This window comes from Corynebacterium sp. TAE3-ERU2, from assembly GCF_019209955.1.
GTDB classification, from domain to species: Bacteria; Actinomycetota; Actinomycetes; order Mycobacteriales; family Mycobacteriaceae; genus Corynebacterium; species Corynebacterium megadyptis.
Genome location: NZ_JAHUTL010000001.1, coordinates 1 through 22,273 on the forward strand (window position 1 = coordinate 1; position 22,273 = coordinate 22,273).

The 22,273-nt window shown below is 61.2% G+C and carries 18 protein-coding genes; 4 read left to right on the plus strand and 14 right to left on the minus strand.

Annotation, left to right across the window (positions count from 1 at the left end):
• From KRX12_RS00005 to KRX12_RS00020, 4 genes are all read left to right on the plus strand, one after another.
• Positions 1-188, plus strand: a 188-nt coding sequence (locus KRX12_RS00005; protein ID WP_218365324.1) for a hypothetical protein, incomplete at its 5' end; no start/stop codon positions are given.
• Between the two features lie 968 nt (positions 189-1,156).
• Complete coding sequence (locus tag KRX12_RS00010; RefSeq protein ID WP_218365325.1) at positions 1,157-1,783, plus strand: MptD family putative ECF transporter S component; 627 nt, start codon at positions 1,157-1,159, stop codon at positions 1,781-1,783.
• 11 nt (positions 1,784-1,794) lie between these two features.
• A complete protein-coding gene (locus KRX12_RS00015) occupies positions 1,795-2,529 on the plus strand; it encodes an energy-coupling factor transporter transmembrane component T (protein WP_255550023.1) in 735 nt (244 codons plus the stop codon).
• The gene (locus tag KRX12_RS00020) at positions 2,526-4,004 is read left to right on the plus strand and encodes an ABC transporter ATP-binding protein (protein ID WP_218365327.1); all 1,479 of its coding nucleotides are present in this window, start codon (positions 2,526-2,528) and stop codon (positions 4,002-4,004) included. The genes KRX12_RS00015 and KRX12_RS00020 overlap by 4 nt, the downstream gene beginning before the upstream one ends.
• 90 nt (positions 4,005-4,094) lie before the next feature.
• Here the strand turns inward: KRX12_RS00020 and KRX12_RS00025 are convergent, their stop codons facing one another.
• The 14 genes from KRX12_RS00025 to pheS all read right to left on the minus strand — a co-directional run bounded on the left by KRX12_RS00025 (position 4,095) and on the right by pheS (position 22,122).
• Entirely contained in the window at positions 4,095-5,819 is a 1,725-nt protein-coding gene (locus KRX12_RS00025; RefSeq protein ID WP_218365328.1) for an ABC transporter ATP-binding protein, read from the minus strand.
• Positions 5,816-7,579, minus strand: a complete 1,764-nt coding sequence (locus KRX12_RS00030; RefSeq protein ID WP_218365329.1) for an ABC transporter ATP-binding protein — start codon at positions 7,577-7,579, stop codon at positions 5,816-5,818. Before KRX12_RS00030 ends, KRX12_RS00025 begins: the two co-directional genes overlap by 4 nt.
• Positions 7,580-7,878: 299 nt before the next feature.
• Positions 7,879-9,162, minus strand: coding sequence for a tyrosine--tRNA ligase (tyrS, locus tag KRX12_RS00035; RefSeq protein ID WP_218365330.1), 1,284 nt, complete (start codon positions 9,160-9,162; stop codon positions 7,879-7,881).
• Between the two features lie 25 nt (positions 9,163-9,187).
• Entirely contained in the window at positions 9,188-9,364 is a 177-nt protein-coding gene (locus KRX12_RS00040; protein WP_151530246.1) for a Trm112 family protein, read from the minus strand.
• 11 nt (positions 9,365-9,375) lie between these two features.
• Positions 9,376-10,812, minus strand: a complete 1,437-nt coding sequence (gene argH / locus KRX12_RS00045; protein WP_218365331.1) for an argininosuccinate lyase — start codon at positions 10,810-10,812, stop codon at positions 9,376-9,378.
• 88 nt (positions 10,813-10,900) lie between these two features.
• The gene (locus tag KRX12_RS00050; RefSeq protein ID WP_218365332.1) at positions 10,901-12,097 is read right to left on the minus strand and encodes an argininosuccinate synthase; all 1,197 of its coding nucleotides are present in this window, start codon (positions 12,095-12,097) and stop codon (positions 10,901-10,903) included.
• A gap of 148 nt (positions 12,098-12,245) precedes the next feature.
• Positions 12,246-12,737, minus strand: coding sequence for an arginine repressor (locus KRX12_RS00055; protein ID WP_151550165.1), 492 nt, complete (start codon positions 12,735-12,737; stop codon positions 12,246-12,248).
• The gene (gene argF / locus KRX12_RS00060) at positions 12,734-13,693 is read right to left on the minus strand and encodes an ornithine carbamoyltransferase (RefSeq protein ID WP_218365333.1); all 960 of its coding nucleotides are present in this window, start codon (positions 13,691-13,693) and stop codon (positions 12,734-12,736) included. The genes KRX12_RS00055 and argF overlap by 4 nt, the downstream gene beginning before the upstream one ends.
• Positions 13,690-14,886, minus strand: a complete 1,197-nt coding sequence (locus KRX12_RS00065) for an acetylornithine transaminase (protein WP_218365334.1) — start codon at positions 14,884-14,886, stop codon at positions 13,690-13,692. Before KRX12_RS00065 ends, argF begins: the two co-directional genes overlap by 4 nt.
• 7 nt (positions 14,887-14,893) lie before the next feature.
• Entirely contained in the window at positions 14,894-15,835 is a 942-nt protein-coding gene (argB, locus tag KRX12_RS00070) for an acetylglutamate kinase (protein ID WP_151530252.1), read from the minus strand.
• 89 nt (positions 15,836-15,924) lie between these two features.
• Positions 15,925-17,085 carry a bifunctional glutamate N-acetyltransferase/amino-acid acetyltransferase ArgJ gene (gene argJ / locus KRX12_RS00075; RefSeq protein WP_218365335.1) on the minus strand — a complete coding sequence of 387 codons (1,161 nt, stop codon included), beginning with the start codon at positions 17,083-17,085 and terminating at the stop codon, positions 15,925-15,927.
• Between the two features lie 85 nt (positions 17,086-17,170).
• Positions 17,171-18,214, minus strand: coding sequence for an N-acetyl-gamma-glutamyl-phosphate reductase (gene argC, locus KRX12_RS00080; RefSeq protein ID WP_218365336.1), 1,044 nt, complete (start codon positions 18,212-18,214; stop codon positions 17,171-17,173).
• A 238-nt stretch (positions 18,215-18,452) separates the two neighbouring features.
• A complete protein-coding gene (gene pheT, locus KRX12_RS00085; protein WP_218363694.1) occupies positions 18,453-20,966 on the minus strand; it encodes a phenylalanine--tRNA ligase subunit beta in 2,514 nt (837 codons plus the stop codon).
• Between the two features lie 79 nt (positions 20,967-21,045).
• Positions 21,046-22,122 (minus strand): phenylalanine--tRNA ligase subunit alpha, encoded by a 1,077-nt coding sequence (pheS, locus tag KRX12_RS00090; protein ID WP_192796224.1) that lies wholly within the window; start codon positions 22,120-22,122, stop codon positions 21,046-21,048.
• Between the last annotated feature and the right edge of the window lie 151 nt (positions 22,123-22,273).

A 22,273-nucleotide genomic window follows, 5' to 3' on the forward strand; every position in this document is an offset into this window, starting at 1 on the left:
ACATGCGACCAAACAAACCCCAATCACAAGGGCACCTGATCCACACACAACCAAACACGCACACCACAACAAAAGCAGCACACATCAACAAAACAAAGCTGGCACACTATCGAGTTCTCAAACAACATCCGCACACCATCAAACACCACACACAAGCAGTGCCATCAAGCAGCGTGTCGAAAGCTTAATACACAAGCGCCATAACAGTCAAACCAACAACCGAACAACACCCGGTAAAACCTTCACCACCAACAAAACAACCAACACAACCGCGCCGGCCGCCTCGCTGACTCCGAAAACACTACACACAACCCCCACCCAACACCAAAACCCCAGCACAACACACAAAAACAGGTGCCAGTATGGCTACGATGTACACGTTTATAGCCGCCCCTCTGAGCGCCGGGGGCGTAGCGCCCATTGCCGGCAAACACCGGGAGATATACAGCCCCCTATGGCCTCATGCTCCTCATGCGAACGAGTGCCACCAACCCGTAGATCAGCCCTTCGACAACACGAGATTCATACGGAACGCCCTAGCTCTCTCCCCTCAAGTAGCGGCCCTAGCCACTCACACCTATTCTTCGCCCCGACCGCTTTACCCCCTCCCCACCTTTCTCCACCCCGCGCACCACAGAGTGTGGGCCACCCCCTTCGGGTGACGTAGAGCAAAGCAAACAACCGTTTTGTCCCCATGCGACCGTCACACTGTACGGAACAAGCCCTTACCTTCAGCTGTCGATTTCGGCCCGAACGCCGAAAAATGCTTTGCCCACACTACACACCCAACATAGGTTTGCCTACAATAAGTATGGTCGTTCATTATTTTATGCCCCACCCAGTGGCCACGGTGAGACCCCGCGGCCAAGAGGAGTGTGGATAGTGCCCGCTGAACAGCCACTACAAAGCGCCTCCATCGCCACAGCGTTCGCTTTATCGACTAAAGAACCGGGTGATCAAGTGGATGACTATCTGTGAGATGGAGCAGGTCACACAATGGCGCTGCAGTTAGCTGGGACAGCGGCTCACGTCGGTAGTACCGGCACTAATTAGAGAGAGCGGACGGCTTGGGTTTCCGTGATTCGCCGTCCTTGCACACCGTTCACCCCTCCGACCACCGCTGCATAGATGCAGCTTCAACCGAAAGGATACTGTTATGTCTAGCTCGAGTAACACTGCTTACAGCGCGGCAAAGAGTCGAACCCTGACTATCACCGACCTAATGACGATCGGTATTTTCTTCGTCATCAACCTGGTTGCCGGTGTTGCCATCTCCTTCATCGGCATCACCCCGGTGACCTACGTCATGATCACGTCCGCACAAGCCCTCATCCTCGGCATCCCAATGATGCTGTTCTTAGCCAAGGTGCATAAGCCGGGCATGGTTTTAATCTTCTTGGCGCTTGGCGGCATCGCAAGTCTGTTGCTTGGCTTGGGTGTGTGGGCACTAGTTCTCAGCCTAGTGATGGCCATAATCGCCGAGCTGGTGTTACGCGCCGGCAAGTACGAAAGCTCTATCCACAGCATTATTGCCTATGCCTTCATGGCGGTCGCCCCTACCGCGTCCTATATTCCACTGTTCTTTGCTACCCAGCAGTACGTTGAAGACAGCGATATAGAATCCAATTATGGCGCCAACTTCGCTGATGGCCTCGCTTCAATCGGCCAGATGAGCTGGCTATTTGCCATCATCGTTATTGTGACCTTCATCTGCGGCATCTTCGGTGGGTTACTTGGCCGCCGCATCTTCACTAAGCACTTCGAACGCGCGGGCATTGCCTGATGTCGCCGACCATGCCTGGGTCGGGTGCGCGAACCGCAGGACTCCATCTCGATCCACGCACCACGGTGCTCGTCATCCTTGTGGTCTCTTCGGTGTTGTTATCACCAGCGGGATCTGGCGGGGTACTGGGCAGCGTTGCGCGGTGGATCCTGATTGCCGTCCCCGGCGTGCTCTTCCTCGCGTCGGGTCTGCTGGCACCAGCACTACGCTACGCAATAACCTTCGCTGCACTCGCTGGCATTCCCAAGTTGATTGTGTTGACAGTGGCGGAACGCCACATTTTTGTCGATATTTTCGCCACGTGGTTCGGTGGCATATCGCTCATTATTCCCGGCATCACGTGTTGCTGGTACATGCTGCGCACCACCTCGGCCAGTGAGTTCGTCGCCGCTATGCAACGAATCCGCTGCCCCAACGCATTGTCCATTCCTACGTCGATTATCTTTCGGTTTTTCCCAACTATCGCAGAAGAGTACCGCGATATCCGCACTGCTATGCGGATGCGCGGCATCTCTGGTCTGCGTAATCCGGTTGCCATGCTCGAGTATCGCTTTGTGCCATTGTTGGTCTCCGTAGTTGGCATTGGCAATGAACTCGCGATGTCAGCGGTAACTCGAGGATTGGGATTGCCTCGCCGGCGCACCACCCTCTGCACTATTGGATTTCGTGCTGGTGACATCGTCGTTATTGCGGTTCTCGCCACCTGCCTGGGCTTACTGATAGCAAATAGGGTGATGGTCTCTTGATCGAGCTACGCAATGTATCGATGTCCTACGGAAGAAAGTCTGCCGAGCCGGTATTGCGTGAGCTCAACCTTACGATCCCCGAAGGCGAGCTAGTGCTGTTGTGTGGCGAGTCAGGCTGCGGTAAGTCCAGTCTGCTTCGTTTAATCAATGGGGTGGCGCACTCATTTTGCGATGCTCAGATATCTGGGGAGATACTGCTCGATGGAGAGCTGATCACTCACGCCGAGCCGCACGATATCGCCCAGTACGTCGGCTCGGTGTTCCAGAACCCCAAGTCGCAGTTCTTCACCCTTGAGGTGATAAGTGAACTGGCCTTTGGTTGCGAAAATCTCGGCATTGCCCCTGAAGAAATTCGAAGACGAATCGGGGAAGTAACCGACAAATTTAGTATGTCGCATCTCATCGACCGGCAGCTTTTCGCGCTCTCTGGAGGCCAAAAACAAAAGGTGGCGTGCGCGTCGGTAGCAGCAATGCAACCACAGGTACTACTTCTCGATGAACCGTCATCGAACCTAGACCTTAAGGCCATCGACGAGCTGCATGACATCGTTGCGCGGTGGAAAAAGCAGGGTCGCACGCTGCTGGTTGCCGAGCATCGGCTGTCCTACTTGGCTGATATCGTCGACCGAGTGCTCGTGATGCGCAGCGGTCAGATTGCCCAGGAATTCAGTGGTGACCAATTCCGTGACATGAGTGACGAAGAGTTGCACGAGATCGGATTGCGTTCCTCACGGCCAGTACCCGAGGTCGTCGACGAGCCCCGTCTTGTCGAGCACACTATGACGTTGGACAAGTTGCGATTCACCTACCCCAAAGCTTCCGTACCTGCGCTGAATATTGACCAGGCGGAGCTGCCAACAGCGCAGATAATTGGCGTGGTGGGGCGAAATGGCGCCGGCAAATCCACCTTCGTACGAGCCCTAACTGGCATCGAGCCCCGAGCAAAAGGCGCACTGCATGTCGGTGGTCGCAAGCTCTCGAGTCCTCGGCAGCGCCTGCGTCACTCTTACCTAGTGATGCAGGATGTTAATCACCAATTGTTCGGGGAAAGCGTAGACGCCGATGCCATGATCGGCACCGGCAGCATGAGTGCAGAGGAACAAGATCACCTGACCGAGGTTCTCAGCGAGCTTGATCTCGCGGATAAACGAGAGCAACACCCCATGTCGCTGTCCGGCGGTGAGCGCCAACGCGTGGCCATCGCCTCCGCATTGCTCAGTCAACGCGAGTTGCTTGTTTTCGACGAACCAACCAGTGGATTGGATCTGCGCAGGATGCGCCACGTAGCCCAGCTGCTGGACAACCTCGCCCGGCAGGGCAAAACCGTTCTGGTAGTCACCCATGACGTGGAGCTATTGGCGCGCTGTTGTGATTCGCTGCTGCTTATCGATGGCGGGAAGGTGTCCACAATAGAGGCGTGCGATAGTACTTCACTGGAACGCACAGTGCGTTTTCTGCGCGGTGACGAACACTAACTCCGTTGCGTCATCCCTACAAGAAAAGAGACTCGCAGGATTTCGCTGCGAGTCTCTTTCGTTATAGCGGGTAGGTGCTGGAGCGACGCCCTAGAGCTTCCATATATTGGCGTCGCGTTTTTCACCCCAGAAACTGCGGTAGCGCGGCGAAGACTCCATGAGCTGCTCGTGAGTACCAATAGCTTCGACGGTGCCGGTCGGGCTGAACACTACGATCTGGTCCGCATCACGGATCGTGTGCAACCGGTGAGCAATCACGATGGTGGTGCGCTGACGGGACAGCGCCTTCATACCATCCAAGACCATGTGCTCGTTGTGAATGTCCAGGGAGCTTGTCGCCTCGTCAAGCAGCACAATCGGCGCGTCCTTGAGCAGCGCTCGAGCAATAGAGACGCGCTGGCGCTCACCACCGGAGAGGTTCCGCCCGCCCTCGCTGATGAGGGTATCGAACCCATTGGGCAGGTTATCGGCAATCTCGGTCACACCTGCGAGCTCCGCGGCCTGCAGCACTTCCTCTCGGGTAGCGTCATGGCGGCCTAGACGAATGTTCTCGTACAGGGTGTCTTCGAATAGGTACACGTCTTGAAACACCATGGCCAGCGAATCCAACACCCCGCGGGTACCCAGTTCTCGCACATCAGCACCACCGATGCGGATAGTGCCGTGGTCGACGTCATAAAAGCGCGCAGCGAGCTTCAGCACAGTGCTCTTACCGCAGCCACTGGGGCCCACGAGTGCAGTGGTAGTGCCAGGCTGGACGCGGAAGGTAACGTCACGGATTACAGGAGTGTCTGGCACGTAACCGAAACCGACACTGTCGAATTCGATGCTGTGGTTATCCACCTGCGCGGGGGTTTCGGGTTCCGGCAGTGCTTCGGCATCTAGAATCTTCTGGATCTCCCCGAGAGTGTTGCGTGCGGCTTGCAGACCCTCGCCATAAGGCAGTCCTGCCATCGCCACGCGGGCAAGAATGAATACCAGCACGATGACGCCGATATAGGTTCCAACGTCCAACCAATCGTTGAGCAGCAACACGGTTGCGAGAGCATCGATAACGACGGTGCCAATCATGATGATCACCGCCAGTCGGCCCATGATCATCTCCCCAGTTTTCTGAGTGTGCTGCTGGGCGCTGAACTGCTCGCGAATTGCGGCACGCACGGCGCGCTCCCCCAGGGAATCCGGACCGGCCGCGCGCAGTACTGGTTGAACTTGGGCGAATTCGAGAACCTGAGCGGCCCCTTCTTCATTGCGTTCACCCTTCTGGCGCTCTGCGATGCGATACTGCTGCATGAGACGGTGGTAGGCGTACCAGACCACTGCGGCCACGGCGACGGTGGCAAGCCCCAATCGCCAATCCACAGCAATGAGGAAAACGCTCGCCAAACCTGCTGAGGCTGCGCCGTGCAGCATCGGCCGCAACATCATTGCCGGCGCGTTAGCAGCGAAGAGTGCGCCGCTCGTTGCCGTCACCCCAATCTGGCCGGAGCGGTCCTCATCGAAGTAGCCCAAGGGAAGCTCTACAGTGCGCTCCGCAATGAGTTCATGAATCCGCAGCACGTAGTCGTGGCCTAAGTCTTGGGCGATGACCTCGGTTGGCCAGTCAACAGCTGCGTACGCAATAACGGCAATGAGAATCCACGGCAGCCATGCGGCAGCCTGCGACGGCCCTTCGGTGAACAGGGTATCGAGGAACAAAGTGATGAGAATCAAGCCTGCGGCAAGAGCCAAAGACGACAACGTGATGAGCACGAGGACTAGTACCAACCGACGGCGATTGGCTGGGCTACCAAGTGAATAGAGTGTGCGGATCATTCGGCTGCCTCTCCGTAGACACCTGCTTGGGCTTTCTTATAGCGCTGCCACATCGTGGCGTAGCCCTTATCAGCGGCGAGCAATTCTTTGTGGGTACCTGATTCGGTGACTTCACCACGCTCAAGCATGAGGATCCGGTCAGCACCGGTGATGGTGTGCAATCGGTGCGCAATAACTACTAGGGTGCGCCCAGTGACGAGCTCGCTTATTGCCTTCTGGATGGCGGCTTCCGAGTCGGGATCGGCGAAGGCGGTGGCCTCATCGAGAACGAGAATCGGCGCGTCGAGCAGGATGGATCGGGCGATCGCTAGGCGTTGTTGTTCTCCACCGGAAAGTTGGGCGTCCTCGCCGATAACTGAGTCATAGCCGCGCGGCAGTGCGGTGATGCGTTCGTGAATCTGGGCGGCCCGCGCGGCGCGGATTATCTCCTCGTCGGTGGCTTCTGGATTGGCTAGGCGAATATTGTCACGCACGCTCAACTGCATCAGATAGGCGTCTTGGAAAACGAAACCCACCCGATCATAGAGCTGTGTAGAGCTGAGATTGGTGCTGGGAACACCGCCAATCCGCACCGCACCGACCGTCGGATCAAGCAATCGCGGGATAAGGGAGGCCAAGGTGGATTTTCCTGAGCCAGAGGGACCAACCACTGCGGTCACACTGCCGGGCTCAAGTTTTTCACTGATCCTAGTGAGCACTGGGGTGTCTTCGACATAAGAGAAGCCGAGATTATCGAATTCGATACCGGTATCGCTGGGTTCCTTATCGCCACTGGCTGGTGGCAGCACGGGGATGTTGAAGAATTCGGTTAGTTCCGCGGCTGCGGCTTTGGCCTCGGTGAACATGATATTGGTGCGCGAGAGCATCAGTAATGGGGCCGCGATGTTGTTAATCAACAAGAATGCCGCAAGAACATCGAGCACCGGCACCTCAGCTGAGCTAATCAGCCACGGCCCAGCCACAGCGACGACCAGCAGGCCAAATGCCGTGGAGGTGAAGATCTTCATCAGGGCCGTGGGGTGGACGGTGGAGCGTACCCAGTCGCGATAGAAGCTGCCAAAACGCTTGGAACGGGTGAGGAAGATGCTCTCGTCATAGCCCTCGGGGGTGAAGACTTTAATAACAGGGATGCCACGCACCAACTCAACGACAGCGGCGTCGAGCTGCTTCTGACTTGTTTTAAAGTGCTCGGCCTTTTCCTGAAACTGGCGCATCATGAACGGCATCGTCGCAATGGCCAAAAGCAACGGGATCAACCCAAGCAGTCCAATCCGCCAGTCGAGAACAAACATGTAGCCTAGGCTCAGCAGCGGCACGACGATGCCTGCGGAGTAATCGTGCGGACCGTGTGCAATGAGCTGGTGAATCTTGGTGACGTCGTCTTCGACGTAAGTCTTTACGGTGCCCGAGGGCGTTCGGGTGAACCAGGACAGCGGCAGTCGGCCCAACTTGGTGATCTGTCGTTGTCGTAGATGCTCGCCGAGTACCCCGTCAGCCTCGTGGCTGACTTGAAGGCTCTTCACAGTGGCCTGGCCGTGTAGCACGGTCGTGATGATGAGTGCTGCGAGCAATAGCCACAGTTGCGGGGCATTAATGGGTTGCCCGTCTACGGCTGGTAACACAGTGCGCACCAATTCGACGAGTGCTATCACCGGCACCAACGATAGGACAGCTGCCAGTATCGCCAGAAGGAATGAGATGGTGATCTGTTTGTGGGCAGGTTGCGATATCTGCCAAAAAGTAGTGGGCTTACCTGCCATCGGTATCTCCCTCGCTGAGTCGTCGGCAGCTGCATACCAATTGGAGTCTTTGCTCGGTATGCCTAACCTTAACACTAAGGAGCGAGACGTCGTTTTCACAACAAACAGAAGCGTTTTCTTGAGGTGGTTGTTACGTCTATCGTCTTTCTCGGCCGCAGGAGCCGGTAGCGCGCTGGCACTGCTCGGCACCATCCTGCGCTGCATCTTCGACAGCTCACCTCTCCCCTACACGCACAAAAAGGCGAGGACCGCGCGGGCTGTTCCCACGTGGTCCTCGCCGTGCAGCGCTACAGATGCGGCTATGTCAGCAGGCGCACGCCCGCGAAGTTCTTCTTGCCGCGGCGCAGTACTAACCAGCTGCCGTGCAGCAGGTCCTCGGCGCTGGGCTCCCACTCCGCGTCGGATACCCGCTCATTATTGGCGTAGGCGCCGCCTTCCTTAATGGTACGTCGAGCAGCACCCTTTGACTCGGCCAAACCGGAGGCCACGAGCAGATCGACGATGGTGTGCGGCTCATCGGCCGCGATATCCACGACCTCACCATTGGAGGTTTCGGTGACCGCAGCAGCCAGGGTCTTCTCGTCGAGATCGGTGAGTTCACCGCGGCCGAACAGGGCCTGCGCAGCACGTTCCACGGCCTTGCGGGCCTCCACGCCGTGCACCAAGTCAGTCATTTCCTGGGCGAGACGCTTCTGGGCCTCACGCTTGTAGGCGCGCTCGGCTACTTCCTGCTCGTACTCGGCGATTTCTTCCTTGCTGAGGAAGGTGAACCAGCGCATGTAGTCGATGACCACGGAATCGCCGGCGTTGATGAAGTACTGGTACCAGGCGTAGGCGCTGGTGAGCTTCGCGTCCAGCCAGAGCTTGCCGCCTCCGGTGGATTTGCCGAACTTCTGGCCATCGGCGTCGGTGACCAGCGGCACGGTGAGTCCGTGCACCTTCTTCTGATCGAGGCGGCGGTTGAGATCCACACCGGAGACGATATTGCCCCACTGATCGGAGCCGCCGATCTGCAGCGCACAATCGTAGGTGCGCTGCAAATGCACGAAGTCATTGGCCTGCAAGAGCATGTAGGAAAACTCGGTGTAGGACATGCCATCGCTGTCCAGGCGACGCTTCACGGTGTCGCGATCGAGCATGGTGTTGAGCGAGAAGTTCTTGCCCAAATCACGCAGGAATGCGATCACGCTCAGCTGGCCGGTCCAGTCGGCATTGTTAAGCATCAAGGCGGTGCCGTTGTCGCCATCGCCAAAGTCCACGAAACGCTCCAGCTGGGCTTTAATGGATTCGACGTTCTCCGCGATGGTCTCCTCGGAGAGCATGGACCGCTCCCCCACGTCGCGCGGGTCGCCGATCATGCCGGTGGCGCCGCCGGCGATAGCGATCGGGCGGTGGCCGAACTGCTGGAAGCGCTTGAGCATGATGAGCGGAACGAGGTGGCCGGCATGCAGCGAGGAGCCCGTGGGATCGAAACCGCAATACAGGGTGATCGGGTTCTCGCAGGCCTCGCGCAAGGCATCGAGGTCGGTGGACTGGTTAATCAGGCCGCGCCAGTGCAGCTCATCAATGATGTTGTCAGACATGAAGTCCTCAGGGCTAGAAGATGGATTATTTTTCGGGGAAGTCGCGTGCCTCGTCGGCGAGCAACACAGGGATGCCATCGTCGATGCGATAGGCAATGTGCAAGCGAGGGTTCACCAGCACATCCGCGTCGGCGTCATAGCTCAGCGGTCCCTTGTCTTGGGGGCAGGCAAGCACCTCGAGCAAATCGGGATCAATACTCATGGCATATCATCCTATCGCCCGATGACGGGTGTGGTGGCCCATTGCCGATACTCGGCCGCGAGCGTGTCGACGCGCTCGCGTTGCTCATCGACGCGCACCCCGGCAGTACCTCCGCGGGTGGTGCGGGAGGCGACGGCGCCATCGATGGTGAGGACCTCGCGCACCTTCGGGGTCAGCCGCTTATCCACACTGGCCAGCTCCTCATCGCTGAGATCAACGAGGTCCACCCCTCGGGACTCGGCGAGGCGCACGCAGGCGCCGGAGGCCTCGTGGGCTTCCCGGAAGGGCACGCCCTCGCGCACCATCCACTCCGCGAGATCGGTAGCGAGGGTGAAACCGGCGGGGGCGAGCTCGCGCATGCGCTGCTCGTTGAAAGTGAGAGTGCCCACCAGCCCAGTCATGGCGGGCAGCAACAACTGCAGCTGCTGCACGGAGTCCACGATGGGTTCCTTGTCTTCCTGCAGGTCGCGGTTATAGGCCAAGGGCATGGCTTTGAGGGTGGCAAGCAGACCCGAGAGATTACCGATCAAGCGGCCGGACTTACCGCGCACCAGCTCGGCGACATCCGGGTTTTTCTTCTGCGGCATGATCGAACTGCCGGTCGACCACGCATCGGCCAGGGTGACATAGTTGAACTCCGGTGTGGACCACGCAATGATCTCCTCGGCGAAGCGGGACATATCCACCGCGATCTGGGCCAGCACGAAGGCCGTCTCCGAGGCGAAATCGCGGGAGGCGGTGGCGTCCAATGAGTTATCGGCGGCGGAATCAAAGCCAAGCTCTTCGGCGATGGCCTCGGGGTCCAAGTGCAGCGAGGAGCCGGCGAGAGCACCGGAGCCATAGGGCGAGACGGCGAGGCGCTTATCTAGGTCCTGCAGGCGCTGGACATCGCGCAGCAGCGGGTGGGCGTGCGCGAGCAGCTGGTGTGCGAGCAGCACCGGCTGCGCAGCCTGGAAGTGGGTTTTGCCCGGCATGATTGCGCGGGGGTGCGCGGCTGCTTGGCGCGAGATGGCGTCGACAAGCTCGAGCACGCCGAGGCTGATCTCACGGATAGCGTCGCGGACCCACATGCGAAAGAGCGTGGCCACCTGATCGTTGCGGGAACGGCCGGCGCGCAGCCGCCCGCCCACCTGCGGACCGACGCGATCGATGAGGCCGCGCTCCATGGCGCCATGTACGTCCTCATCGCTGGGATCCGGGGTGAAGCTGCCATCGGCCACGTCGGCGCCGAGCTGTTCGAGGCCGGCGAGCATGGTGTCATAGTCCTCATCGCTGAGCAGACCCGCCTTGTGCAGCACCCGCGCGTGGGCCTGCGAGGCGAGCACGTCATAGGGGGCGAGGACCCAGTCGAAGTGGGTGGACACGCTCAGCGCAAACATCGCCTCGGAGGGCCCGCCGGAAAAGCGCCCGCCCCACAGCGCACCCTGGTTGGTTCCGTGCTTATCCATGTGAGTTCCTTTAATTGGTTGGTGGTACACAGCCGAGACGCCGACCCGAGGCCGCACAGGCTTCGAATCGGCGCACAGACTCTCTAGTTTAGGCCTCGCGGTCGCGCTTGCAGGCGATCTGGGAGGACAGGCCGTGGAGGTGGACGAAGCCCTTGGCCATGGACTGGTCGAAGGTGTCGCCGGTGTCGTAGGTGGCCAGGTTGAAGTCATAGAGCGAGCTCTCGGAGCGACGACCATTGACCACGATGCTGCCGGCGTGAAGCACGAGGCGGATATCGCCGGTGATGTTCTGCTGGGTGGAGTCGATGAAGGCATCGAGGGAACGCTTCAGCGGGGCGAACCACAGGCCGTCATAGACTTCCTCGGACCAGCGGGCGTCCACGCCACGCTTGTAGCGGGCGAGCTCGCGCTCCAAGCAGACGTCCTCGAGGGCCTCATGGGCCTTGATGAGGATCATGGCCGCGGGTGCCTCGTAGACCTCACGGGACTTGATGCCCACCAGGCGGTCCTCCACCATGTCCAGCCGGCCGACGCCCTGGGCGCCGCCGCGACGGTTGAGCTCCTCGATGGCCTCGAGCACGCTCACCTTGCGGCCATCGATGGCCACGGGCACGCCGTTCTCGAAGGAGACGATGACCTCATCGGGGGCGTTGCCGAGGGTGGGCTCTTCGGTGTAGGCGTAGAGATCCTTTGTCGGCGGGTTCCACAGATCCTCGAGGAAGCCCGTCTCCACGGCACGACCCCATGCATTCTGGTCGATGGAGAAGGGAGACTTCTTGGACTGCTCGATCGGCAGGTTGATCTCCTCGGCGAAAGCAATGGCCTTATCTCGGGTCCATGCGTAGTCACGGGCCGGGGCGATCACCTTCAGGTCCGGGTTGAGGTCGGCGAAGCCCACCTCGAAACGCACCTGGTCATTGCCCTTGCCGGTGCAGCCGTGGGCGACGTGGGTGCCGCCGTGCTCCTCAGCAGCCTGCACCAGGTGCTGCACGATCAGCGGCCGAGAGATAGCAGACACCAGCGGGTACTGCTTCATGTACATGCCATTGGCCTTGATGGTGGGCAGGCAGTAGTCCTCGGCGAACTCGTCCTTGGCGTCGATCACGATGGATTCCACGGCGCCACAGTCCAGGGCGCGCTGCCGCACGGACTCCATATCCTCGCCGCCCTGACCCAGGTCGATCGATACGGCGATCACTTCCCCGCCGGTCATCTTGGCCAGGTACGGAATAGCAACAGAGGTATCGAGGCCGCCGGAATAGGCAAGCACAACGCGGTTAGTCATAATCAGTCATTCTCCTTGGTGGTAGTCACCACAATGGTGTGTTTTCAGTGTAAGTATCTAGTTCTCGCTGCTGCGGAACATTCACAGTGTAGTCTGCTACTCCGCGATGATGAGGGTGCACGCGCGCACTCTGATCATCGCGGGAGGGTTAGCTGTTCTCGCGGCTGGTTTTGCGGAAGCGTTCGGCCAATTCCGCGCCGGTGAGCGGCTCCCTGGCCAGAACGAAAACCGTGTCATCGCCGGCGATCGTGCCTACTACCTCGTGCATCCCTACGCGGTCGATGAAACTCGCCAGGTATTGGGCGGCCCCGGGCGGGGTGCGCAGCACGGTGATATTGGCGCTGTGATCGACAGAGACGAGCAATTCTTCCAGCATCCGACGCAGTTTCTCTCGTGGCCCTCGCAGCTCATTGCTGGCGGCGGGTTCTTGGTATCCCACGGCATAGAAGGCACGGCCACCGTCGGGGCGCACCTTCTTCGCTCCCAGCTCATCGAGGTCGCGGGACAAGGTGGCTTGGGTGATATCGATGCCCTCGTCGAGCAAAAGCTCGGAGAGTTGCACCTGGCTGGAGACGCGGCTGTCGTTGAGGATCTCGAGGATCCGCGCCTGCCGGGCGGTTCTGGATACGGGCTGGCTCACGCGCTACCGCCTTCCTGGTGCTCCATCAGCCACACCATCAGTGCCTTTTGGGCGTGAAGTCGATTTTCCGCCTCATCAAAGACCACCGACTGCGGGCCATCAATCACCTCTGCGGTGACCTCACTGCCGCGATAGGCCGGCAAACAGTGCAGGAAGATGGCATCGTCCTTAGCCTGCGCCATGACCTCGGCATTGACCTGATAGGGCTGGAAGGGTGTGGTGCGGTCGATACCGTCTTCTTCCATGCCCATCGATACCCAGGTATCGGTGATCACCACGTCGGCGCCGGCAACATCGGCCACATCGGCGCTGACGGCAACGGTGGCTCCCGTGCGCTCGCCGATAGCGCGGCCACGCTCGACGAAACGCTGCTCCGGTTGGAAACCCTCGGGGGCAATGATGGTGATGTCCATGCCCGCGGTGGCGCAGCCGAGAATATAGGAGTTAGCCATGTTATTCGCGCCATCGCCGAGATACACCGCTTTCCTTCCGTGGAGTCCCTCCGGGCCCGCTTCGGGGCAGAGATGCTCCACGCAGGTCAGCAGATCGGCGAGGATCTGACAGGGGTGCAGATCATCGCTTAGGGCGTTGATGATCGGCACCGTGGCCGTGGTCGCCATCTGCTCGAGGTTCTCGTGGGCATAGGTGCGCCAGGCGATGAGCGAGACGAAACGCGATAGCACCGCGCCGGTGTCTTCGAAGGTCTCTCCCTTGCCCATCTGGCTGCTGCCGGTGTTCACCACGATGGGGCTGCCCTGGAGCTCGGCGATGCCGGCGTGGAAGGAGAAACGGGTGCGCGTCGAGGTCTTGTCCAGCAGCAGCGCTACGGTCTGCGGCCCAGCGAAGGTGCTTTTCGCATAGCGATCCTGCTTCAGCTCTAGGGCTAGTTGCAGCACCTCCGCCTGTTCGGCGGGGCTGAGGTCATCATCGGCGAGGAAATGTCGCACTGTGGTCATTGCTGTTCTACCTCTTTACAGGTCTCGGCGAGACGGACGATCGCGGTGTCAATATCGGATTCGGTGATGACCAGCGGCGGGGTCAGACGCAGCACGTCATCGCCGCAGGCGTTGAGGATCAGACCGTGGCGATAGCCGGCCTCTACCACCTTCTTCGCTAGCGGCTTGTGCAGTACCAGCCCCAGCATGAGGCCGCGACCTCGCACGTGATCCACCAGCTCTAGCTTGTCGACGCCGTCCGCGAGGCGCTCTCCCTTCTGCCGCACGCTCGCGAGGAAGGCGGGATCAGCAACAGTGTCCACCACGACGCGGCCAGCGGCGCAGACGATCGGATTACCGCCAAAGGTCGTGCCATGGGAGCCGGGCCCAAAGAGCTCAGCGGCACGCCCAGTGGCCATGCATGCCCCGAGCGGCAGCCCGCCGCCCAGGCCCTTGGCCATGGTGATCACATCGGGGATCACTCCCGCTTCGTGCTCGAAGGCCCAGAAGTCGCCGGTACGAGCAATGCCGGTCTGTACCTCGTCGACGATCATGAGGATCCCGTGGCGATCGCATAGCTCGCGTACGTCCCGCAGGAATCCCTTCGGCGCGGGCACCACGCCGGTTTCGCCCTGGATGGGTTCGAGCATGATGGCCGCCACGTCCTCGGGCGCGCGAGCAACCATCTCGCTTAGCGCGTCGATATCGCCATAGGGGTAGTACTCCACCCCTGCCGGCAAAGGCTCAAATGGGGCGCGCTTATCGGGCTGGCCGGTCAACGCCAGCGAGCCCATGGTGCGGCCATGAAAACCATGCACCGCAGTGAGCACACGCGAGCGCTTGGTCAAGCGCGCAAGCTTGAATGCGGCCTCATTGGCTTCTCCTCCGGAGTTGCAGAAGAACACCCGGGCGCTCTTCCCGGCCGCCTCGTCGAGACGGGACAGCTGGGCTTTGAGCTGCTGCGCCAAGTCCACGGTGGGGGCCGAAGCAAAGAGGTTCGAGACATGCCCGAGGGTCTGGGTTTGCTGCGAGACGGCGTCGACAAGCGCTGGATGTGCATGTCCCAACGCATTGACGGCGATGCCGGCGAGCATATCGATGTAGGTGTTGCCAGCGGCATCGCGCACGTGGGCGCCCTCACCGGAGGTCAGTTCCACCGCGGGCGTGCCGTAGGTGTTCATCAGCGCGCCGGACCATGATTCAAGAGCAGTCATGACTGGTTTAGGCGTCCTTTCTGAAAATAGTGGACTCGGGATAGTCCTCGGTGTCATAGGAATCCGGCAGCACCATGGTGCCAATACCGCCCTCGGTGAGCAGCTCCAGCAGCACGGAGTGGGCAATGCGGCCATCCACCACGTGGGCGGCATTGATGCCCTGATCGACTGCCCGCAGGCAGGATTCCATCTTCGGGATCATGCCCTCGTGCAGCTGCGGCAGGATCTTGGACAATTCCGAGGAGGTGATCTTCGATACCAGCGAGGACTTATCGGGCCAGTCGGTATAGAGACCCTCGACATTGGTGAGGATGAGCAGACGCTCCGCGCCAATAGCGCTGGCCAGAGCGCCGGCGGCGGTATCCGCATTGATGTTGTAGACCTCGCCGTCAAGCCCCGGGGCGATGGTAGAGACCACGGGGATACGGCCGGCATCAATGATGTCCATCAAGGCTTCAGGATTGACATCGACGATATCGCCCACGAGTCCGATATCGAGATGCTCGCCACCGACATCGACATAGCGCTTGGTAGCGGTGAACAAGCCAGCATCCTCGCCGGAGGTTCCCACCGCATAGGGGCCATGAGAGTTAATCAATCCCACGAGATCGCGGCCGACCTGGCCAAAGAGCACCATGCGGACGATCTCCATCACCTCAGAAGTGGTGACACGGAAACCTCCCTTGAACTCCCCCTCCAGGCCCACGCGGCTGAGCATCTTCGAAATCTGCGGGCCGCCGCCGTGCACCACGACGGGCTTGGCGCCCACGGTGCGCAAAAAGACCATGTCTGCGGCGAAGGCAGCCTTGAGCTCCTCGTCCACCATGGCGTTGCCGCCGTACTTGACCACCACGATCTTGTCGCGGAAGTGCTGCAGCCAGGGCAGCGCCTCAGCAAGCACATTGGCCCGGACTTCGTTGTCCAGATTCCTCGTTAGGTCGTTCGTCATCTCATCTTCTCTCGCAGCGATACCGCCGTGCGGCGGGGTCGCTAGATTATGTGCCCGAATGGAACACGCTGCACGTCGTGGGCGGCTATTTAGCTGGAGTAGGCGCTATTGATTTCGACATAAGCATGGGACAGATCAGTGGTACGCACCATGGCGTAGCCCTCACCGCCCGTGCCCAGATCCACGCGGACATCGATATCCGCGCCGGACAGATCCACCTCGCGGGCGTCCGGGGTGCCGCCGGTATCGATGCACACGGGGTGATCGTTGAAGTACACGGAGATGTGCTCCGGATCCATGTCCGCATCGGCCATGCCGACCGCGGCGAGCACCCGGCCCCAGTTGGGATCGGAGCCGAACATCGCGCACTTGAAGAGGTTATCGCGGCCCAAGGTACGGGCGGCGTTGAGCGCCTGAGCATCCGAGGTGGCGCCGGTGACCTCGATCTTGACCCGCTTGGTCACGCCCTCGGCATCGGCCTGCATGGCATCGGCCAGATCAGCGCATACCGCGAGCACCGCGGCATCCAGCTCCTCCTGGGTGGGCTCGATGCCCGATGCCCCCGAGGCCAAGAGGAATACGGTGTCATTGGTGGAGGTCGAGCCGTCAATATCGAGGGTGTCGAAGGTGACGGCGGTGGCCTTGTGGATCGCCTCATCGGCCATGGCGGCGGTGATCTTCGCATCGGTAGTCAGGCACGCCAGCATGGTGGCCAGCGAGGGCGCAATCATGCCCACGCCCTTGCCCATACCGGCCATGCACCAGCCCTCACCGCTGAAGAAGCTCTGCTTATCGGTGGTGTCCGTGGTCAGAATGGCCTGGGCGGCAGCGGCGCCGTGATCACCGAGATCACCCACCAGAGCGCGCACGCCAGCGCGGGCTTTATCCATGGGCAAAGGCTCACCGATCAGCCCGGTCGAACACGCCGCCACGTCCGTGGGACTGCACTCCAGAGCTGCGGCGACCTGCGCGGTGAGCTCCGCCGCGTCCTTGTCGCCCTGGACACCATTGCAGGCATTCGCGTTACCGGAGTTATACAGCACCGCGGTGAGCTGGCCATCAGCCACGGCCGTGCGCGATAGCTTCACCGGAGAGGCCACAATGCGATTGCGGGTAAAAGCGCCGGCGGCCACGAATTCCGGGCCTTGATTAACCACAAGTGCCATATCCGACTTGCCCGAGGGCTTAATGCCTGCAGTCGTTGCTGCAGCCACAAAGCCGGCGGGAGTGGTGATGCTCTGAGTGCTCATGGGCGAAAATCCTTGACGTTATGTGAGGGAATAAGAACAACAGTGGAAGGCCGAACGCTGGGCAGAGGGGATAATCCCCGCGCCCTTAGGGGGCCACACCCACCAAGGGTAGCCCCAGTGTTTCCTCCCAGCCGAGAGCCAGGTTCATGCACTGGACCGCGGCACCGGCGGTGCCCTTGGTGAGGTTATCGATCGCGGAGGTCACCAGTAGTCGGCCGGAGAGTTCATCCAGCTCCACCTGCACCTGGCAGCTATTCGCCCCCACCACATTCTGGGTCTGGGGCTGCTGGCCGGCGGGCAGCAGCTGCACGAAGGGCTCCTCGGCGTAGAACTGCTCATAGGCGGCGCGGGCGGAGGCCGCGCTCACCCCGGGACGAACCGGGGCGGTTGCGGTGGTGAGGATGCCGCGCGGCAGCGGGGCCAGCACCGGGGTGAAGCTAAGCGTGATCTCGCTGTCGGTGAACTCCGCGAGGTTCTGAATCATCTCGGGGGTGTGACGGTGCTTACCAGCGGTGTTATAGGCCTTGAGTGAACCCATGGTTTCCGATCCCAGCAGCGGCACCGCCGCCTTCTTGCCGGCGCCAGAGACACCCGTGATGGAGGTGATCGCAATATCGGGCTCGATGAGCCCTGCCGCCACCGCGGGCATCAGCGCCAAGGTGGCGCCGGTGGGAAAGCAGCCCGGCACGGCGATGCGGGTGGCGCCGCGCAGCTGCTCGCGGTGGCCAGGCATCTCAGGAATGCCATAGGGCCAGCTGCCTGCGTGCTCTGATGCGTAGTAGCGCGTCCACGCCTCTGGATCGCGGAGGCGGAAATCGGCAGCGCAGTCGATCACGATGGCCTCTTCCCCGACCTGGCGGGCGATCTCGGCGGAAAAACCATGCGGCAATCCGAGGAAAACCACATCATGGCCGGCCAGGTTCTCGGCGGTGGTCTCCTCGATGACGCGCTCGTGCAGCGGCAGCAACTGAGGCATCAACTCTGCCACGCTCTGGCCAGCCGTGGAATTCGCCGTGAGGGCGCCAATGCGCAGCTCTCCGCTGTGATAGGCGGGATGAGCGAGCAGCAGGCGCAGGATCTCGGATCCGGCATAACCTGTGGCTCCAGCGACGGCAACAGAAATAGTCATAGAAGCTAAGTATATCTTTTATGCAGCAGTTTGCAAACTATGCATTGCCGTGGCGTGGCGGGTGGAGGCCGGTGGTCGCGCCGGTGGGGACATAGCCCGCACCGCCTGCGGGGGATGCGGGGAACGAGGCGGCGGGGTGAACGACACACAAAAGCGGAGAACCCCCCCATGGGGTCCTCCGCTACTACGCATCAGAGCGTATCGGGGTGTGCAGGGCGTGAGCCCCGCTGGTGCGCTGCTAGGCGCGGATGGTGGCGTCGAGCTTTTCCTTGGCTAGATCCACGGCTGCCATGCGTGCGGCGTTGCACTCCTCGTCGGTGAGGGTGCGATCCGCGGCGCGGAAACGCAGCGCGAAGGCGAGGGACTTCTTGTTCTCGCCGAGGGCCTCGGAGCGGTAGATATCGAAGAGTTCGACATGCTCGAGTAGCTCTCCCGCGCCCTGGGCCACCACGGTGCGCACGGTCTCTGCGGGGATATCCTCATCCACCACGAGTGCCACATCCTGCAGCAGCGCCGGGTAGGCAGAGAGGACGGGCGCGGGGAAGTTCTCCTCCAGCGGCAAGGCGGTGACATCCAGCTCCATGGCGCAGGTACGCGGCGGCAGCCCGGTGTCCTTGCACACCTGCGGGTGCAGCTCGCCGGCATAGCCGACCACGGTGTTGTCCACGCGCAGCTCGGCGCAGCGGCCGGGGTGCCAGGGCAGCTGTTCGGCATTCGCCAATTCCAGCTCCACGCCCGCGGCAGCGGCGACGATGCGCGCGGATTCGATGGCATCCGCATAGGTGTAGGCACGGCCGGCACCCCACGGCCCCTCGGCCACCTTGTTGCCACAGGCGACCGTGGCCACGTGCAGTGGCTGATAGGGCAAGGAGGTGAGCAGCTGCTCGATCTCTTCTGCGCTGGGTCGCTGCGCTGTAGAGGGCATAGGAGAGCTGTCGGCGCGGTGGAAGGACACCTGCTCTTGGCCGAACAACGCCACGCTGGCGTGGCCCCGAGCAACATTGCGCTTTACGGCGTCGAGCATCGCCGGCAGCAGGGTGGTACCGAGTACGGAGTGATCCGATTCGAGCGGGTTTTGTACGTGCACGACGTTGCGGCGCTCATCCTCGGAGTCCAATCCCCACTGATCGAGGATTGCCGTTTCCATGAAGGGGGTGGGCAGAATCTCCGCGTAGCCGGAATAGGCCAAGGCATGGCCGATGGCGCGGCGGCGTCGCTGCGCGGGACTCAAACCCCTACCAGCAGGAGCGGTGGGCACGATCGAGGGAATCGATTCCAGGCCCTCGAGGCGCAGAATCTCCTCCACGAGGTCCACGTCCATGGTGATATCGGGGCGCCAGCTCGGCGGGGTGATGGCCAGGGTGGTGTTTTGTCGCGCCACCTGGCAGCCCACCTCCTCCAAGCGTGCCACCACCACGGACTCCTCGTAGTGCACACCGGCATAGCGGGAGGGGAAATCCACATCCATCATCACGGTCACGGGCTCGTGCTCGGCGACCTCCACGAGGGTGCGCTCTTCAGCGACCTCTCCCCCACCCAGGCGGGCAAGCAGGCTGGCGGCAACGTCGAGGGCCACCTCCACCAGCTGCGGATCGACGCCGCGCTCGAAGCGTCGAGAAGCCTCAGAGCTCAGCTTGTGTCGGCGGGAGGTGCGCGCCACCGTGATCTGATCCCAGATAGCGGCTTCGAGATAGATATCCGTCGAGTTCTCGTTCACCTCGGAGGAGCTTCCGCCCATCACGCCGGCCAGGGACTGCACGCCGTTGTCATCACAGATGACCACATCCTCGGGGTGCAGCTCGCGCTCCACGTGATCGAGCGTGGTCAGCGTCTCGCCCTCGGTAGCGCGGCGGACCACGAGGTTGCCGCTAATCAGCGAGGCATCGAAGGCGTGCATCGGAGTGCCGAGCAGCAGCATCACATAGTTCGTCACATCGGTGGCGAGGTTTACCGGGCGCTGACCGCACAGCATCAGCTCGCGCTGCATCCAGAAGGGCGTGGGCACGGCCGGGTCGATGCCCGTGACCTTACGCAGCCCGAAGCGCCGCGCCTTGGTGTCCTCGTGCACATCCACGTCGAGCAGCGAGCCGGCAACCTCGGGAACGGCGACCTCAATATCGGCCACCGCGGGAGTCTGCGCGGGGTCCACAAAGGGCATGTTCAGGCTCGAGGCGATCTCCCGCGACAGGCCACGGGCGGAAAGCGCATAGCCGCGATCCGGGGTGATATTCACTTCGAAGACGGTGTCATCTAAGCCGAGCACCGGGCGGGCGTCCGCACCCGGCTCTGCCACGCCCTCCGGCAGGGTGATGATGCCCGGGTTCTGCTTATCGGTCAGCCCCAGCTCCATAGCGGAGCAGATCATGCCGGCGGAGGTGTGGTCATAGGTAGTGCGTGCGGAGATCTCGAAACCACCGGGCAGCACGGTACCCGGCAGGGAGACCACCACATAGGAGCCCTCGGAGAAGTTTCGGGCGCCGCAAACAATCTCTTGGAGCTCGCCGGTGCCATTGGCCTCGCCAACATTGACATGGCAGAAGCGGATGGGCTTTTTAAAGCCCGTGAGTTCTTCAATGCTGTCCACCCGGCCGATCACGAGCGGGCCGGTGATCTCCGGCAGCGGCGCATAGCCCTCGGTTTCGAAGCCGACCCGCACGAAGGCGGCGTCGAGCTGCTCGGAGTCGATGCTGAAATCGGGCTGCTCGGCATAGGCGCGGAGGAGTCGGGTGATCCAGTTCTGAGAAATGAACATTGTGTCTTAGCTCTTTTTCCTTCTTAACTCTGCTGCGTACATCACGGTGCGGCACAGCACTGCGCCGCTCGCGTGATTTCTATGCCTGCACTCCGAAGGGCAAGGTGAAGCGCACATCGCCCTCGACCATATCGCGCATATCGGAGAGTCCATTGCGGAATTGCAGGGTGCGCTCCAGCCCCATGCCGAAAGCGAACCCAGTGTATTCCTTCGGATCAATACCGGCGGCGATCAGCACATTCGGGTTCACCATGCCGCAACCGCCCCACTCGATCCAGCCGGCGCCGCCCTTCTTATTCGGGAACCACACGTCCACCTCTGCCGAGGGCTCGGTGAAGGGGAAGTAATTGGTGCGCATACGAGTGCGGGTCTCCGGGCCGAAGAGGGTCTTAGCCAAATGATCGAGCGTGCCGCGCAGGTGCGCCATGGTCAGGCCCTTATCCACGGCCAACCCCTCCACCTGGTGGAATACCGGGGTGTGGGTGGCGTCGAGCTCATCAGTGCGGAACACCCGCCCTGGGCAAGCGATATACAGCGGCAGATCGCGCGACAAAAGGGTGCGCACCTGCACCGGCGAGGTATGGGTGCGCAGCACTTGGCGGGAGCCTTCGGGAGCAATATGGAAGGTGTCCTGCAGGGTGCGCGCGGGGTGGTCCGGGAGGAAGTTCAGGGCATCGAAGTTGAAGTACTCGGCCTCCACCTCGGGGCCCTCGGCGATTTCCCAGCCCATGCCGATGAAAATATCGGCGATATTCTCGCTTAGCGTGGTGATCGGGTGCAGCGCCCCCTTTTGACTGCGGGTGGTGGGCACCGTGACATCGACGCGCTCAGATTCCAGCACCTCGCGGTTGTGCTTCTCCTCCAACACGGTATGCGTCTGCGCATAGTGCTTTTCGACGCGACCACGCGCCATATTCACCAGTCGCCCCAGCTCTTTGCGCTGCTCCTTAGGCACCTGGCCGAGGCTGCGGCGGGCCTGGGGAATGGGGGCTTGATCACCTAGGTGTGCCTTGCGGGCCGCCTGCAGCTCCTCCAGCGAGGAGGCGGTATCAAAAGCGTCGATGGCCTCGGTGGCGGCCTTGTTTAAGCTCTCTTCGGTCAGTTGAATCTCAGACACCGTCTCTTCGTCCGAACCTTTCTGCGCGGCAGTACACATTCTGTGGGCATTGTAGTGGGTAGCAGTTTACTGCTCTGCCTGTTGCCTGCACAGCACAGGGGGTGGAACAGCACCCGCCGTATCGACTCATGCGCCCGCGCCTAGGTTCGCGCCCTCACCGGCGCAGGACACCGGATAGGGAGCATGAGCT